16 protein-coding genes and 1 tRNA gene are annotated in these 14,107 nt (G+C 70.8%); 10 read left to right on the forward strand and 7 right to left on the reverse strand.

The genetic code is table 11. The features are described 5' to 3' along the window. Position 1: 1 nt before the first annotated feature. The 4 genes from HEP73_RS17265 to HEP73_RS17280 form a co-directional block, all read right to left on the reverse strand. A tRNA-Gln gene (locus tag HEP73_RS17265) sits at positions 2-78 on the reverse strand. 14 nt (positions 79-92) lie between these two features. Beyond that, on the reverse strand, positions 93-956 hold the full coding sequence (gene ispE / locus HEP73_RS17270) for a 4-(cytidine 5'-diphospho)-2-C-methyl-D-erythritol kinase (protein WP_185820871.1): 864 nt from the start codon (positions 954-956) through the stop codon (positions 93-95). Further along, positions 953-1,606 (reverse strand): lipoprotein insertase outer membrane protein LolB, encoded by a 654-nt coding sequence (gene lolB, locus HEP73_RS17275; protein ID WP_185820872.1) that lies wholly within the window; start codon positions 1,604-1,606, stop codon positions 953-955. The genes ispE and lolB overlap by 4 nt, the downstream gene beginning before the upstream one ends. Next, positions 1,603-3,300 carry a tetratricopeptide repeat protein gene (locus tag HEP73_RS17280; protein ID WP_185820873.1) on the reverse strand — a complete coding sequence of 566 codons (1,698 nt, stop codon included), beginning with the start codon at positions 3,298-3,300 and terminating at the stop codon, positions 1,603-1,605. Before HEP73_RS17280 ends, lolB begins: the two co-directional genes overlap by 4 nt. 66 nt (positions 3,301-3,366) lie before the next feature. Between HEP73_RS17280 and hemA the strand changes: the two genes are divergently transcribed. The 7 genes from hemA to ppk2 all read left to right on the forward strand — a co-directional run bounded on the left by hemA (position 3,367) and on the right by ppk2 (position 10,090). Beyond that, the gene (hemA, locus tag HEP73_RS17285) at positions 3,367-4,650 is read left to right on the forward strand and encodes a glutamyl-tRNA reductase (protein WP_185813754.1); all 1,284 of its coding nucleotides are present in this window, start codon (positions 3,367-3,369) and stop codon (positions 4,648-4,650) included. Further along, the gene (gene prfA / locus HEP73_RS17290; RefSeq protein WP_185813755.1) at positions 4,628-5,713 is read left to right on the forward strand and encodes a peptide chain release factor 1; all 1,086 of its coding nucleotides are present in this window, start codon (positions 4,628-4,630) and stop codon (positions 5,711-5,713) included. The genes hemA and prfA overlap by 23 nt, the downstream gene beginning before the upstream one ends. Before the next feature lie 49 nt (positions 5,714-5,762). Beyond that, a complete protein-coding gene (locus HEP73_RS17295; RefSeq protein WP_185820874.1) occupies positions 5,763-7,472 on the forward strand; it encodes an O-linked N-acetylglucosamine transferase, SPINDLY family protein in 1,710 nt (569 codons plus the stop codon). Between the two features lie 255 nt (positions 7,473-7,727). Then, positions 7,728-8,354: an antibiotic biosynthesis monooxygenase gene (locus HEP73_RS17300; RefSeq protein ID WP_185820875.1), complete on the forward strand. Its 627-nt coding sequence runs from the start codon at positions 7,728-7,730 to the stop codon at positions 8,352-8,354. Between the two features lie 98 nt (positions 8,355-8,452). Next, entirely contained in the window at positions 8,453-8,971 is a 519-nt protein-coding gene (gene moaB / locus HEP73_RS17305; RefSeq protein ID WP_185820876.1) for a molybdenum cofactor biosynthesis protein B, read from the forward strand. Between the two features lie 13 nt (positions 8,972-8,984). Further along, on the forward strand, positions 8,985-9,323 hold the full coding sequence (locus HEP73_RS17310; RefSeq protein ID WP_009607246.1) for a helix-turn-helix domain-containing protein: 339 nt from the start codon (positions 8,985-8,987) through the stop codon (positions 9,321-9,323). Then, positions 9,320-10,090, forward strand: a complete 771-nt coding sequence (gene ppk2 / locus HEP73_RS17315) for a polyphosphate kinase 2 (protein WP_185813758.1) — start codon at positions 9,320-9,322, stop codon at positions 10,088-10,090. Before HEP73_RS17310 ends, ppk2 begins: the two co-directional genes overlap by 4 nt. Before the next feature lie 236 nt (positions 10,091-10,326). Here the strand turns inward: ppk2 and HEP73_RS17320 are convergent, their stop codons facing one another. Genes HEP73_RS17320 through HEP73_RS17330 form a run of 3 tightly spaced genes read right to left on the reverse strand, consistent with a single transcriptional unit; the run spans position 10,327 to position 12,499 of the window. Then, positions 10,327-10,593: an acylphosphatase gene (locus tag HEP73_RS17320; RefSeq protein ID WP_185820877.1), complete on the reverse strand. Its 267-nt coding sequence runs from the start codon at positions 10,591-10,593 to the stop codon at positions 10,327-10,329. Next, positions 10,593-11,228 carry a TlpA family protein disulfide reductase gene (locus HEP73_RS17325; protein WP_458309625.1) on the reverse strand — a complete coding sequence of 212 codons (636 nt, stop codon included), beginning with the start codon at positions 11,226-11,228 and terminating at the stop codon, positions 10,593-10,595. Before HEP73_RS17325 ends, HEP73_RS17320 begins: the two co-directional genes overlap by 1 nt. Continuing rightward, positions 11,225-12,499 carry a YihY family inner membrane protein gene (locus HEP73_RS17330; protein WP_185820878.1) on the reverse strand — a complete coding sequence of 425 codons (1,275 nt, stop codon included), beginning with the start codon at positions 12,497-12,499 and terminating at the stop codon, positions 11,225-11,227. Before HEP73_RS17330 ends, HEP73_RS17325 begins: the two co-directional genes overlap by 4 nt. Positions 12,500-12,579: 80 nt before the next feature. On the opposite strand from HEP73_RS17330, the gene wrbA reads away from it, so the two are divergent. The 3 genes from wrbA to HEP73_RS17345 all read left to right on the forward strand — a co-directional run bounded on the left by wrbA (position 12,580) and on the right by HEP73_RS17345 (position 14,105). Next, positions 12,580-13,176, forward strand: a complete 597-nt coding sequence (gene wrbA / locus HEP73_RS17335) for an NAD(P)H:quinone oxidoreductase (protein WP_003472251.1) — start codon at positions 12,580-12,582, stop codon at positions 13,174-13,176. After that, entirely contained in the window at positions 13,173-13,541 is a 369-nt protein-coding gene (locus tag HEP73_RS17340; protein WP_064539501.1) for a DUF2069 domain-containing protein, read from the forward strand. Before wrbA ends, HEP73_RS17340 begins: the two co-directional genes overlap by 4 nt. Positions 13,542-13,619: 78 nt before the next feature. Then, entirely contained in the window at positions 13,620-14,105 is a 486-nt protein-coding gene (locus tag HEP73_RS17345; protein ID WP_185813762.1) for an asparaginase domain-containing protein, read from the forward strand. Positions 14,106-14,107 lie beyond the last annotated feature (2 nt).

Below are 14,107 nucleotides of genomic sequence, written 5' to 3' on the forward strand. Positions count from 1 at the left end.
ATGGCAGGGGCGGTAGGATTCGAACCTACGAATGCCAGGATCAAAACCTGGTGCCTTGGGCCTCTTGGCGACGCCCCTGCATGAAACTGTTGCTATGCCTCCAGCGCATCGAGCAGCGGCGAACGGGTCACGCCACCAGCCACCCAGGCGCGCAATCCGTCCGGCAAGGCCGCCAGCGCGCGCACGGCGGCAGCGCGATCGGCGAACTCGACGAAACACCCGCTCCCCGACCCGGTAAGGCGCGGCGTGCCGATCTGCGCTAGCGCCTGGAACACGGCCTGGATGGCCGGTTCGCGGCGGAGCAGCACCGGCTCGAACGCATTGCCGAGCAGGAAACCTGAAACGAAGTCGGCCATTTTCGCGGGCTCGGCATCCCGCGTCAAATCCGGGGCCTGGAACAGCGCCGCGGTGGGCACGTGAACCCCCGGATCGGCCAGCACATACCAGGCCGGCGGCAGGGGCAATGGCGTCAACCGCTCGCCCACGCCCTCGGCCCAGGCGTCGCGGCCGCGCACGAATACCGGCACGTCCGCACCCAGCTCTAGGCCCAGGCCGGCCAGCGCATCCTCGTCGAGTCCGGCGCCCCACAGCGCGTTCAGCGCGACCAGCGCGGTCGCCGCGTCGGACGAGCCACCGCCAAACCCACCACCGGCAGGAATGCGCTTTTCGACGCGGATGTCGACACCTTGGGCGATCTTGGCGTGTTTTTGCAGCAGCCGCGCGGCCCGCACCAGCAGGTCGTCGGCCTCGGCGACGCCCGGCACGGAGTCGCCGAGCCGCGCCACCACGCCGTCGGCGCGCACGCGCAGATGCACGGTGTCGCCCCAATCGAGCAGACGGAAGACGGTCTGCAGCGCGTGATAGCCATCGGCGCGGCGGCCGGTGATCTGCAGAAACAGGTTCAGCTTCGCCGGGGCCGGCCATGCCGACCAGCCGTTCTCTCCCACTGCGCTCATGGCGCGGCGAAGTCCCACTGGTCCAGCAGCAGGCGCACCTTGGCGTCGCCGTTGCGCGCCTCGATGCGCCGCGGCAGGGCCGGACGGCCGTCGCTGGGCGGGTACCACTCCTGGAACTGGATCTCCCAGCCCATCTGCCGCAGCGCCTGCGGGCGTCCCTCGGCGTCGTAGCTCACCTGCTCCGGCGCGCCTGCGTCCACCGCAACCTGCCCGCGCACCCAATCCGGCAGCAGATTGACCGGAATCTCCCAACCCGTGGCCTCGAGCAGCAGCTGCTGCGCGTCCTCGCCGGCGCGCGGACCGCCCTCCAGCCCTTCCAGACGGCCGCCGCCGCGCTGGCTGTCGCCGGTCAGGCGCCAGCTCTGCCGGGTCACTGGCGCGCTGAGCTCGATCCGGTACTGGCGCTGCTGCTGCGCCCAGTCGATGCGGCCGCTGCCACCGTTGCGGCCCTTGGTAATCGCCACCCGGCCCTGAAACGACCATTGCGGATGCGCCTGCAGCCATGCGCCGCGGGCCGCTTCGGCCTGGCGCGCGGCCTCGCCGAGCGGCGCGCTTGCGGCCGGCGGCGCCTGCCGCGGCGCCAGCGAAGTACAGCCAGCCAGCGCCAGCAGCGCCGCCAGCGCCCATGCCGCGCGCAACGCCGCCCTCACGGCGCGACCTTTTCCATCGCCCGCTGCAGCGCGCGATTCTTCGGATCGAGCTTGCGTGCCTCGTCGAAGTATTTGCTTGCCTCGTCGTGCTTGCCCTGCTCCCACAGCACCTGGCCGATGTGCGCGGCGATCTCCGGATCCTTGAACAGAGTCCAGGCGCGGCGCAGTTGCACCAGCGCTTCCTGGGTCTTGCCCAGCCGGTACAGCACCCAGCCATAGCTGTCGATGATCGCGGCGTTGTCTGGATCGGCGGTACGCGCGCGATCGATCAACTGCAGCGCCTCGCGGTAGCGATGGGTGCGGTCGGCCAGGGTGTAGCCGAGCGCATTGAGCGCGGCCACGTTCTCCGGCTCGGTGACCAGGATCTTGCGCAGGTCGGCTTCAGCACGGTCGATGCGGTCGCGCCGCTCCCAGGCCAGGCCGCGCGCATACAGCAACGCATTGTCGTCCGGATAGGCGGCCAGGCCGCGCTCGAACACCTGCAGTTCGCCGTCGTCGTCGCCGCTGCGCTGGCGCAGTTCCGCCTCCAGCACGTAGGCGTCGCGGCGCGCGGCGTCGTCGGCCTCGGCATCGTCCTGCAGCGCGCGCGCCTCGCTGAAGGCGGCGTCCTTCTGCCCGAGTTCGTACAGCGCGCCGGCGGTGCGCAACCGCGCTTCGTTACGCAGCGGGCCGCCCGGCACGCCGCGGTACCAGGTCACCGCTTCCTGATAGCGCTTCAGGAACTCGGCGATCTTGCCGAGCAGCAGGCGCCGCTCCGGGTCCGGCTGCGCCGCGCCTTTGCGCAACTCCTCGTACAGCGCGCTCAGCGCCGCGTTGTCCTGCAGCTTGGCCAGCATCGAGGCGCGCAGGCCGTAGTTCTGGGTGTTCTGCGGACCGAGCGCCAGCACCCGCGCCGCCGCGGCGGTGTCGCCGATCGCGTCATAGGCGTAGGCCAGCGCGCCGCGCAATTCCGGGTCGGCCGGCGCCTTGGGCTCCACGCCCTGCAGCAGCGCCCGCGCCTGCTCGGTCTTGCCGGCCTGTTGCAGCTGGGTGGCGTGCAGCAGGGCCACCCGCGGCTCTTCCGGGAAGCGCTTGACCAGCTGATCGACGATGCGCTCGGCCAGCTTCGGCTGCTCCAGGCGCAGCGCCAGGCGCCCGAACTCCTGCCAGGCCTCGAGCTGATCGGGGATGGCATTGGCGTCGAGCAGTTGGTCCAGCACCTTCGCCGCCACTTCCGGATCGCGGTTGCCGCTGACCAGCGCCACCAGCGCATAGCGCCAGCCGCGCGCGTCCTTGTCGCGCAGCAGCGCCACCAGCAGGCCGCGCGCCTGGCGCAGATTGCCGTTGCGCAGCGCCAGCGAGGCCTCGGCACTGCGCATCGGCAGCGACTCCGGCGCGCGCTGGCGCCACAGCGCCAGGGCCTGCGCCGCGGCCGCGTTGTCGTTGGCCAGCATGGCGATGCGGGTGGCGCGCTCGGCCAGGCCGGCATCGCCGGGCGCCTCGTTCGCCGCCTCCAGGTACCAGTGCGAGGCATCGGCCAACTGCCCGGCCTGCAGCGCGAACTCGCCGGCCAGCACCGGCGTCAGCGAGGACGCAGCGGCGCTCGGCGGCAGCTTGGCGGTGGCCGTCGGCGCGGCGGTGGCGGCACCGGTGGCCGGCAGCGCGGCGAGCGCCGACAGCAATAGAACGATACGGATGCGAATCAATGCGGGCATCGGGGGCAACCGGGCCGTAAAATGGGGCCCTGAATGGCCAGCAGCTTATCGCAAGCAACTGAACAGATGACGTTGTGGGTGCTCGGATTGAACCACCAGACCGCGCCGGTCGACCTGCGCGAACGGGTGGCGTTCGCCGGCGATGCGCTGCCGCGCGCGCTGCAATCGCTGCGCGCATTGCCCAATGTCGCCGAGGCCGCCCTGCTGTCCACCTGCAACCGCACCGAGCTGTACGCGATCGCCGACGACGCGCAGAGCCTGGCCGACTGGCTGGATTCGCACGCGGCGGGCCTGCACGGCTACCTGTACCAGCACCAGGACGCCGATGCGGTCCGGCACCTGTTCCGCGTCGCCACCGGGCTGGACTCGATGGTGCTGGGCGAGCCGCAGATCCTCGGCCAGGTGAAGGACGCCTGGGCGCTGGCGCGCGAGCACGGAGCGATGGGCAACCGCCTAGACCGGCTGTTCCAGCAGACCTTCTCGGTGGCCAAGCGCGCGCGCACCGACACCCGGGTCGGCGCCAATCCGGTCTCGGTGGCCTCCACCGCGGTGCGCCTGGCGCAGAACTCCTTCGCCCGGCTCAGCGAATCGACGGTGCTGCTGGTCGGCGCCGGCGAGACCATCGAACTGGCCGCCAAGCACCTCAGCGAAGGCCGCGTGCGGCGCCTGCTGATCGCCAACCGCACCCTCGCCCACGCCCAGGAGCTGGCCAGCCGGCATGGCGGCGTGGCGCTGCCGCTGAGCGAGCTGGAACGGCATCTGCAGGAAGCCGACGTGGTGTTTTCGGCCACCGCCGCGCGCGAGCCGGTGGTGACCCGCGCGCAGGTCGAGCAGGCGCTGCGTGCGCGCAAGCACAAGCCGATGCTGCTGTTCGACCTTGCGGTGCCACGCGACATCGAGGCCGGCGTGGCCGAGCTGGCCGATGCCTATCTGTACACCGTGGACGACCTGGAACGCGCGGTCGAGGACAATCGCCGCGGCCGCCGCGAAGCGGCCGAAGCAGCCGAGGCGATCATCGACCTGCAGGTGCTGCGCTACATCGAGACACTGCAGGCCAGCACCCGCCAGGCGCCGCTCAAGCGCCTGCGCGCGCACGGCGACAGCACCCGCGACGACGTGCTGGCCAAGGCGCGGCAGCAGCTGGCCAACGGCAAGCCGGCCGACGAGGTGCTGGAATTCCTCGCCAACACCCTGACCAACCGCCTGCTGCATCCGCCCACCGCGGCGCTGCGCGAGGCGGCGCTGAGCGGCGATGCCGAGCTGGCCCGCGCCGCCGAGCGCCTGTTCCCGGAAAAGCCGGGCTATTTCCATCCCATTCTGAAGACCGATGACACCGACCCTGCGCCGTAAGCTGGAGGCGCTGGCCGAGCGTCGCGAAGAACTCGAACGCCTGCTGTCCGATCCCGAGGTGGTGAACGACAACGCGCGCTTCCGCGACTACTCGCGCGAATTCGCGCAGCTGGAGCCGGTCGCCGCCGCGCTGGCCGACGAGGCCGCGGCCAAGGCCGACCTGGCCGCGGCCGAGGCGATGCGCGGCGATCCGGAACTGCGCGAACTGGCCGAGGAGGAAATCGCCGCCGCGCACGCGCGCCTGCTCGCGCTGGACGAACAGCTGGCGCTGCTGCTGGTGCCGCGCGATCCGCGCGACGACGGCAACCTGTTCCTGGAAGTGCGCGCCGGCACCGGCGGCGACGAGGCGGCGATCTTCGCCGGCGATCTGTTCCGCATGTACGCGCGCTACGCCGAACGCCAAGGCTGGAAGGTGGAAGTGGAATCGGACAGCCCCGGCGAGCACGGCGGCTACAAGGAGATCGTGGCGCGCATCGTCGGCCGCGGCGCCTACTCCAAGCTCAAGTTCGAATCCGGCACGCATCGCGTGCAGCGGGTGCCGGCGACCGAGTCGCAAGGCCGCATCCACACCTCGGCGGCGACGGTGGCGATCATCCCCGAAGCCGACGACGTGGAAGAGATCGCGATCAACCCGGCCGACCTGAAGGTGGACACGTTCCGTTCGTCCGGCGCCGGCGGCCAGCACGTCAACAAGACCGAATCGGCGATCCGCATCACCCACGTGCCCAGCGGGGTGGTGGTCGAATGTCAGACCGAGCGCAGCCAACACGCCAACCGCGACAAGGCGATGAAGCGGCTGAAGGCGCAGTTGCTCGACGCCGAGCGCAGCAAGCAGGCCGCGGCCGAGGCGCAGGACCGCAAGCTGCAGGTCGGCAGCGGCGACCGCAGCCAGCGCATCCGCACCTACAGCTTCCCGCAGGGCCGCATCACCGACCACCGGGTCGAAGGCCTGACCCTGTACGACCTGCCGAACGTGATCGAAGGCGACCTCGACGCGCTGATCGAGCGGCTGAGCCACGAGCACCAGGTCGACGAACTGGCGCGGCTGAGCGACAGCCCGTGAGCCTGCGCATGCGCCGCGCCGCCGCGCACGCGCCGGCCACCGTGCGCGCGTGAGCGGCAGCGCGCTGCACGAACTGCGCCAGTTGCAGGACGCGGTGCGCCGCGACCCGCAGGATTTCATCGCCTGGGTGATGCTGGCCGACGCCGAACTCGGTGCCGGGGCGATCGCCGCCGGCGAACAGGCCGCGGTGCGCGCGTTGCAGCTGCGCCCGGCGCATCCGGAAGCCCTGGCGCGGCTGGGCCGCGTGCGCTGGACCCAGGGCCGCCATGCCGAGGCCGCCGCCGCGTTGCGCCAGGCGCTGCAGCACGCGCCGCAGCATCCGGGCATCGCCCTGTGGCTGGGCCATGCGCTGGAGGACAACGGCGAGGCCGAAGCCGCCGCGCAGGCCTATGCGCACGCGCATGCGCTGCTGCCGCAGGAGCCGTCGATCGCCGCGCACCTGCTGAACTGGCGACGCAAACTGTGCGATTGGCGCGCGCTGGACGCGCTGTCGCAACAAGTGCGCGACGCGGTGCGCCAGAGCCATCCGGCGATCGAACCGTTCGCCTTCCTCAACGAGGACGCCACTGCCGCCGAACAGCTGCACTGCGCGCGTAACCGTGCGCTTGCGTTGGCGCAGACCCTTGCGCCCTTGCCGGCGACGACGCTGCGCCGCGCCGGCCCCTTGCAGGTCGGTTTCCTGTCCAACGGCTTCGGCGCGCATCCCACCGGGCTGCTGACCGTGGCCTTGTTCGAACGGCTGCGCGCGCACGCCGACCTGCAGGTGCAGCTGTTTGCATTGAACCGCGACGACGGCAGCGCGATCCGCACGCGCCTGCAGGCCGCGGCGCACGCCTGGCACGACGTCGCCGGCCAGCCGCACCGGGCGATCGCGCAAGGCATTCGCGATGCCGGCATCGACATCCTGTTCGACCTGCGCGGCTGGGGCGGCGGCGGTGCGCCGGAAGTGCTGGCGCTGCGCCCGGCACCGCTGCAGATCAACTGGCTGGCCTACCCGGGCACGTCCGGCGCGCCGTGGATCGACTACGTCATCGGCGATGCGTTCGCGCTGCCGGATGCGCTGGCCGCGCACTACAGCGAGCGCGTGCTGCGCCTGCCGCGCGCGTTCCAGCCGTCGGACGACAGCCGCCACATCGGCATGCCGCCATCGCGCCGCGACTGCGGGCTGCCCGAGCACGGTACGGTGTTCTGCTGCTTCAACAACAGCTACAAGCTGACCCCGCGCAGCATGGCGCGGATGCTGGCGGTGCTGCGCCAGGTCCCGGACAGCGTGCTGTGGCTGTTGTCCGGACCAGGCCAGGCCGATGCGCGGCTGCGCGAGGCCGCGCGGCGCGCCGAAGTGGATCCGGCGCGGCTGCGCTTCATGCCCAAGCTCGCGCACGCGGACTACCTGGCCCGCTACCGGCATGCCGACCTGTTCCTGGACACGCATCCGTACAACGCGCACACCACCGCCTCCGACGCGCTGTGGGCCGGTTGCCCGCTGCTGACCTGCCCCGGCACGACCTTCGCCGCACGCGTGGCCGGCAGTCTCAACCATCACCTGGGCATGGATGAGATGAACGTCGCCGACGACGCCGCCTTCATTGCCAAGGCCGTGCAGCTGGGCCGCGATCCGGCGGCGCTGCGCGCACTGCGCGACACGCTGCAGCAGCGCCGCGCCAGCGCCGGTCTGTTCGACATGCAAGGCTTCGCTGCGGACTTCGCCGACGTGTTGCGCGATACCGCGCGCCGGCATGGCTGGGGCGGTCCGCAGTAGCTCGTAAATCGCCCGGCCGCGGCGGCACCTGCACCTGGCGCAGCGGAACGGATGCGTTCGCATCCAGACCAAACCTGCCGACAGATTGCCTGCGTCGGCGGCCGCAATTCTTCAGCGCAGCGCGAGCGGCAGCCAACCGCGACCTGATGACGGCACATCGTTGCACCTGTTGAAGCGCCCGTCATGCAGAAACACCCTTGACCTGAAGCATGGTTGAGGTTCGACACTGCGCGCCTTCCGTTCGCGCACGTCCCGATGCCATCACGCCTGTCGCCCGACCTCACCTCCCCGCATGCACGCAGCGTGCTGGTCGCCCACGCCTCGGCACCGGTCTGCGCGACGCTGCTCGCACGCTTGCACGCCAACCCCGGCGGCGGGCTGCATGCCCTGGCCTGGCTGGAAGCGCTGAGCGCCGCGCCTGACCTGCTGTACGCGCAATGCTGCGGCGACGACACCACGTCGCTCGACCGCAGCTGGCGACCGCGCGCACCCGCGCCGCGACTGACGCTGCGCCGTTATCGGCGCATCCGCAGCGGAGTATCCGATCCGCAGCGCGCGCCCGGCTGCGTCGTGGTGACCAGGCTGGCGACCCGCGATGCCGCGCAGGCGCAGCTCCACGCCAACGCCGCGTTCGCCGCACTGCAAGACGGCGCGCACGCGCTGCGCGGGCTGATCGCCTCGCACCTGCACCTGTCCGACGATGGCCGCAGCCTGCTCGACTATGCCGAATGGAGCAGCGCCGACGCACAGCGTCGCGCCTTGCAGCGCGAACCCGAGCGCCTGCCCCTGGCGTCCCATCCCGCGGCCAGCGTGACCCGTTACCGGCCGCGCGCGCTGAGCCTGCACGGCGCCCCGACGCAGCCCGCGCGCGTGCGCGCCTGAACCAGCATCGCCCTGGTTCTGCGATGGCGCCTGTACGGACGCTGCCGATGCGTGCCGGCAGGCTATACGCCGACCGGGCGAGCCGCTAGGCTTCGGGCATGAGCGCCAAAGCCGATTTCATCGCGTTGAACCTGTGCGTATTGACCGTCTCGGACACGCGCAGCCTGGCCGAAGACAATTCCGGCGATTACCTGGTATCGGTGCTCGGCGAGGCCGGCCACCGCCTGTACGCGCGCGAGCTGCTGCCCGACGACCGTTACCGGATGCGCGCGGTGGTCTCGGCGTGGATCGCCGACCCGCAGGTCGACGGCATCCTGGTCACCGGTGGCACCGGCTTCACCGGCCGCGACTCCACCCCCGAGGCGCTGCTGCCGCTACTGGACAAGCAGATGCCCGGCTTCGGCGAACTGTTCCGCGCGATCAGCTTCGAGGAGATCGGCACTTCCTCGCTGCAGTCGCGCGCCTTCGCCGGCCTGGCCAACGCCACCTTCGTGTTCTGCCTGCCCGGCTCGACCTCGGCCTGCCGCACCGCCTGGGAAAGGATCGTCGCGGCGCAGCTCGACGCGCGCACCCGGCCGTGCAACCTGGCCACGCTGCGCCCACGCCTGAAGGAATGACCTGGAACCGCGCATGTCACTGGACACCACCCTGCGCCTACTGGCCAAAGCCAGCGGCATGACCGCGGCGGACATCGCCGCCGCCATCCCGCGCGCCGGCGCCGCCACGGTCAAGGCCTGGCTGGCCGGCGAGAAGATGCCCGGCCGCGACCAGCTCAATGCGCTGGCGCGCGCGTTCGGCGTTCCCGCCGGCGCGCTGCTCGGCGAACTGGCCAGCCAACTCGACCCGGCCCGCACCCGCGGCGAACACGATCTATTGCAGGCCTATCGCACGCTCGACAGCCGCCAGCAGGGCGCGCTGCTGGAAGTGGCGCGCAGCATGGCCGGCACCCGCACGAGACGCAGCAAATGAGCAAACTCAAACGCAAGCAGTACCAGGCATTGATGCAACCGCTGCAACTGGAACTGGCGGCGCTGGCGCAGGCGCTGCAGCACAGCGGCGAACGCGTGCTGGTGCTGTTCGAAGGCCGCGACACCGCCGGCAAGGGCGGCGCGATTCAGGCCATCGCCGAACATCTGAACCCGCGCCAGTGCCGGGTGGTGGCGCTGCCCAAACCGACCGACCGCGAAAGCACGCAGTGGTATTTCCAGCGTCACGTCGCGCACCTGCCGGCCGCCGGCGAGATCGTGCTGATGGACCGCAGTTGGTACAACCGCGCCGGCGTGGAGCGGGTCATGGGCTATTGCAGCGACGCGCAATACCAGGCCTTCCTGCGCCAGGCGCCGCTGTTCGAGCAGTTGCTGGTCGACGACGGCATCCGCCTGTTCAAATACTGGTTGTGCGTGGACCAGGACCAGCAGGAGAAGCGCTTCGCCGAACGCTTGCACGATCCGCTGAAGGGCTGGAAGCTGTCGCCGGTGGACCTGCAGTCGCGCGCCCAGTACGCCGAATACACCCGCGCCCGCGAGGCGATGCTGGACGCCACCCACCGCGAACAGGCGCCGTGGACCCTGGTCGATTTCAACGACCAGAAACGTGGCCGCCTGACCCTGATCCGGCATCTGCTCGACCAGTTGCCCGACACCCCGCTGCAGGAACCGGAACTGGAACTGCCGCCGCTGAAGCACAAACCGCGCAAGGAAAAGTTCGGCGTGTTGCAGCCGATCGCGTCGGTTTGAGGCCGGGATTGGGGATTGGGGATTCGATGGTGCACCCGAGACCGACGGTGCACTGGTTCCCTGTAGGAGCGGCTTCAGCCGCGACCGGACGCCTCCGCAAAGACACGGCCGGATTGAAACGCCTCCTGCAGCGGCACGCGGTTATGCAGGAGGGACTTCAGTCCCGACGCGCTACCGGTAAGACCTCATCGGGACTGAAGTCCCTCCCACAGCGAGCTGCCATGATTTCCGCGACGTCACCCGATCGCGAAGCCCGCCGCCACCGGCTCCGGCCAAGACTCGCGCAACACCTGCTCGACCCGCGCCGCAGGCGGCCCCTGCCGCAGCCATTCGGCCAGCGCCTCCAGCGCCGTGGCCTCGCCTGCTGCGATGACTTCCACGCTTCCGTCGGCCTGGTTCCGCGCGTATCCATCCAGCCCCAACGCCAAGGCGCGTTCGCGGGTGGAGGCGCGGAAATACACGCCCTGCACCCGCCCGGCGACCAGGAAGCGGGCCGCCGCCATCAACCGGCGGCCTTCGCCTGGCCGGCAACCTTGCCGCCGGCCGCGGCGATCGCCGCCTCGATGTCGTGCGCATTGACCGGCCCCAGGAACTGCTTGGCGACCTTGCCGTCCGGGGCGATCAGATAGGTCATCGGCAACCCGCGCGGGGTCGCGAAATCGGCCGGCGGCGCGTAGGTGTCGAGGATCGCCACCGGGTAGGCCACTGGATGTTCCTTCAGGAATGCCTGCATTTCCGCCGGCTCGATGTCCTCGTAGGCCAGGCCCACCACTTCGATGTTGTCGCGCATCACGTGCAACGCCGACAGCTCCGGCATTTCCTTCAGGCACGGCGCGCACCAGGTGGCCCAGAAGTTCACCACCACCCACTGCCCGCGATGCGCGGCCAGGTCGTAGTCGCTGCCGTCCACCGCCTTCACCTTCAACGTCGGCTGCGGCCGCGTTTCCTGCACCACGTTCGCTCCTTCGCCAGCGGCGGGCGCGGTCGGCGCAGCGGGCGCGGCAGGCGCCGCCGGGGCGGCAGGAGCCGTGGGCGCAGGCGCGCCGGGTGCGGCGCCATCGGCGGGCGAAGGATGCCGATCGCAGCCCGCCAGCAGCGCGGCAGCGGCGAACAACGGGAACAGGATGCGCGGGGTCATGCGAGGTCTCCGATATCGGTGTAAAGATCGCCGACGCGACGTTTCAGCACGTCGCGCAGCGGCATGCGCAATTCGTCCAGCGCGCGCCACGCCGCCTGCCCCAGCGCGTCGTCGCGGCACGGCAGGTAGGCTTCGGCGATCGGGATGCGCAGCTGGCAGTTTTCGTAGAGTTCGGTCAGCGGCACGTCGGCCAGATCGCGCGCCAGCAGCCATTCGCCATGCCCGGCGCGGCTGAGCAGGCGGCTGCGCTCCAGCTCGCACAGCAGCTCCTGCACCAGCGAATCGGTCAGCATCGGCTCCAGCTGCAGGATCTGATCTTCCTGCAGGCCGTGGCCGTCCTTGCGCGCCTGCGCGAAGCGCCCGAGCAGGCGCAGCAGGCCGTAGATCTCGTAGCCGGCCGGCAGCCGCATCGACGCCGGCTGGTAGCGGAAGGCGGCGATCGAGGACGCCAGCGAGGCCCCGAGCAGGATCCCGATCCAGCTCAGATAGGTCCACAGCAGGAAGATCGGCACGAACGCGACCGTGCCGTAGATGCGCTGGTAGGACTGGAAGCTGCCCAGGTACAGGCTCAGCCCCCACTTCACCAGTTCCAGCAGGGCCACCGCCAGCAGCGCGCCGGGCACCGCGTGGCGCAGCTTGACCGTGTGATGCGGCACCACGCGGTACACCAGGGTGATGCAGACGAATTCGATCAGCACCGGCGCCAGGCCCAGCGCCATCTGCGCCAGCAGCCGGCCTTCGCTGGTGCGGAACAGCGGCAGCGCGAAGAACCGCGCCGACGCCGCCAGCGACGCCGCGGCCAGCAGCGCGCCCAGGGTCAGCACCGTCCAGTACACCAGGAAGCGGGTCAGCCGCGGCCGCGCCGAGACCACCCGCCAGATCCGGTTGAAGGTCTGCTCGACGCTGTTCAAGGTGATCAGCAGCGACACCATCAGCGCGATCGTGCCGGCGCTGGTCAGCTGCCCGGCGCTGGCCGAGAACTGGCGCAGATAGGCCTCCACCGAGCGCGCCGCGGCCGGCACGAAGTTGGAGAAGATGTAGTCGCTGAGCTGGTCGCTCCACTTGTCGAACACCGGGAACGCCGAGAGCACGCCGAACACCACCATCGCCAGCGGCACCAGCGCGAAGATCGTGGTGTAGGCCAGCGAGGCGGCGGCCTGGAACAGGCGGTCGTCGAGGAAGCGCCGCCACAGGAACCCGGCGAAGCTGCGCATCCGCGCGCGGTCGCGCACCCGCTCCGTCCAGAGATTGACCGTGTCCAAAGGCTGCATCGGGCAAGGGTACCCGATGCGCACGGATGCCGGCATCGCCGATACTGGCGGCCGTTCTGGTGCAAGCAAGCGAGGGCCGCATGGCCGAGATCCTGGTCCTGTACTACAGCCGTGGCGGTTCGGTGGCGCGCCTGGCGCGGCAGATCGCGCGCGGCGTCGGCGAAGTGCCCGGCATGGCCGCGCGCCTGCGCACGGTGCCGCCGGTGGCCGCGGTCACCCAGGCCAGCGCGCCGCCGGTGCCCGACAGCGGCGCGCCGTACGTGGACGCCAGCGATCTGCGCGACTGCGTCGGCCTGGCCCTGGGCAGCCCGACCCGCTTCGGCAACATGGCTGCGCCGGTCAAGCACTTCATCGACGGCCTCGGTGCCGAATGGGCCAGCGCCACCCTGGCCGGCAAGCCGGCGGCGGTGTTCACCTCCACCGCCTCGCTGCACGGCGGCCAGGAAGCCACGCTGCTGTCGATGCACCTGCCGCTGCTGCACCACGGCTGCGTGATCGTCGGCATTCCCTATACCGAACCGCTGCTCAGCAGCACGCGCAGCGGCGGCACCCCGTACGGCGCCAGCCACGTCGCCGGCGCCGACGACGACCCGCAGCCCAGCGAGGAAGAAGCGCAGCTGGCGCGCGCGCTGGGCCGGCGCCTGGCCGGCATCGCGCAACGCCTGGCGGCGCCGTGAGCACCGCCCGCCTGCGTTACGCGCTGGCCGCCACGCTGCTGGTACTGGCGCTGTTGTACGCGGCCTGGTTCCACGACGACCGCCACCGCCTCGCCGCGCTGCTGGTGTTCGCACTGCCGCCGCTGCTGCTGGCGATCGGCGTGCTGCGCGGCTCGGCGGTGGCGCGCTTCTGGGCCGGCGTGTTCGGGCTGTTCTGGTTCAGCCACGGGGTGATGGCCGCCTGGAGCCACCCGCCGCAGCGCGCCTACGCCTGGGCCGAACTGCTGCTGGCGCTGCTGGCGATCGGCCTGTCCAGCGCGCCCGGCATTCGCGCGCGTTTCGCGCGCAAGCGCGGCGCCAAAGCGTCCGGCGGCGGCACGCCCTGAGCGGCCGCCGCCGGCCTGCCGGTATCATGGCGCCCTGCGCGACCGCGGCCGCGCCCCGTCATGCTCTAGGAACCGGCAATGGAAGAACTCCTGATCGTCACCACCGGCGGCACGATCGACAAGATCTATTTCGACGACAAGTCCGACTACCAGATCGGCGATCCGCAGATCGGCCAGATCCTCAAGGAACTGGGCGTGACCTTCCGCTTCAGTGTGATCCCGATCATCCGCAAGGACTCGCTGCACATCACCGACGAGGACCGCGAGCTGATCCGCGCCACCGTCGCTGCGCAGTCCGCGCGCCACGTGCTGCTCACCCACGGCACCGACTCGATGGTGCAGACCGGCAAGGTGCTGCAGACGATCCCGGACAAGACCATCGTGATGACCGGCGCACTGAACCCGGCGCGGTTCCGCGGCTCCGATGCGGAATTCAACATCGGCTGCGCGGTCGGCGCGGTGCAGTCGCTGCCGGCCGGGGTCTACATCGCCATGAACGGGCAGATCTGGGACCCGCAGAAGGTGCGCAAGAACGTGGCCGCGAACCGCTTCGAGCCGGTCTGAAC

The organism is Xanthomonas sp. GW, from assembly GCF_014236815.1.
Classification (GTDB): domain Bacteria; phylum Pseudomonadota; class Gammaproteobacteria; order Xanthomonadales; family Xanthomonadaceae; genus Xanthomonas_A.